This window comes from Rhodococcus sp. EPR-157, assembly GCF_001647195.1.
Lineage (GTDB): Bacteria > Actinomycetota > Actinomycetes > Mycobacteriales > Mycobacteriaceae > Rhodococcoides.
Genome location: NZ_LVCV01000157.1, coordinates 1 through 1140, shown reverse-complemented (window position 1 = coordinate 1140; position 1140 = coordinate 1). Strand labels below are relative to the sequence as shown.

General features: G+C 63.2%; 2 protein-coding genes. One reads left to right on the top strand and one right to left on the bottom strand.

Annotation, left to right across the window (positions count from 1 at the left end; genetic code table 11):
• On the bottom strand, positions 1-389 hold a 389-nt coding region (locus tag A2J03_RS06410), incomplete at its 3' end, for a malate:quinone oxidoreductase (protein WP_231912393.1).
• A gap of 67 nt (positions 390-456) precedes the next feature.
• On the opposite strand from A2J03_RS06410, the gene A2J03_RS06405 reads away from it, so the two are divergent.
• Positions 457-1140, top strand: a 684-nt coding sequence (locus A2J03_RS06405; RefSeq protein ID WP_068370980.1) for a LysR family transcriptional regulator, incomplete at its 3' end; no start/stop codon positions are given.

The following is a 1140-nucleotide window of genomic DNA, read 5'->3' as shown; positions in this document are numbered from 1 at the left end:
GACCACCGACGACGCAGGTACTCGATATCGGTGTCTCCGAAAACAACGTTCATGTGCGGCGTCGCATTCAGGAACGACGAATTCAGGAACGACGAATTCAGAGTGGGGAGCGCAGACCAGAACTGGCGCGAGACGTGGAATTGGCGAGCGATCTGCTCGGCTCTGGTGGGATCCTCGGGATCGGGCATGTAGTTGAGTTCGCACAGTCCCGCGTGCCCGGTCCCCGCATTCTTCCACGGCCCGGAACTCTCGCCGGCCAGATGGTCCAGCCGCTCGAAGAGCGCAATCGACCTGTTCGGCAGCACGGTACCGATCAATGCACCGAGCGTCGTCGACATGATTCCGCCCCCGATGAGCGCCACGTCCAGAATTTCCGCCTGCGAGTTCATGGCATTCATCGTCGCTCGAACGCGAATCATCCGTCCAATGAGATATCGATGGATATATCATCCGAAAATGGATGAGTTCACGAACTCCCGCGTCGAGTCCGCTGCCCCGCTGCTCGCCGCATTCGATGCCGTTGCCACCGAAGGACTACTCACGCGCGCTGCCGAGGTGCTCGATGTACCCCAGTCGTCCGTCAGCAGGCGGGTACGCGCGCTGGAGAAGATCCTCGGGTTCGCGCTGCTGCAACCTGCCGGCCGCGGGGTCGCACTCACCACGTCGGGCCGCGAACTGTACGAGCGCACCCACCATGTAATGAGGGAACTCGACTACGCTCTGGCCGCGGTGCGCGCCGATGCCGACCCAGAGAGTGGACTGGTTCGATTCGGATTCCCACTCACGCTCGGACCGCAGTCCGTCGGGTCGCTCCTTGCCGGCTTTCACGACTGCGCCCCTCGCATCCGGGTCCACCTCGCACAAGCGCACGGCGTGGCCCTGGCCGAGATGATCCGGGACGGCCGGCTCGACGTTGCCGTGGTGATCCCGCCGCCCGACGACCTCGACGCGACCGTCCTCGGCAGCCAACGCCTCCTTCTGCACGTTCCGACTACTCACCCGTTCGCAGACCGCACCCAGATCGATATCACCGAGTTGGCCGACGAACCGTTCGTGGCCAGCCCTCCTCGATTCCAGCTTCGTTCACTGCTGGACACATCGTGCCGGGAGGTAGGCTTCACTCCACGAGTTCCATTCGAA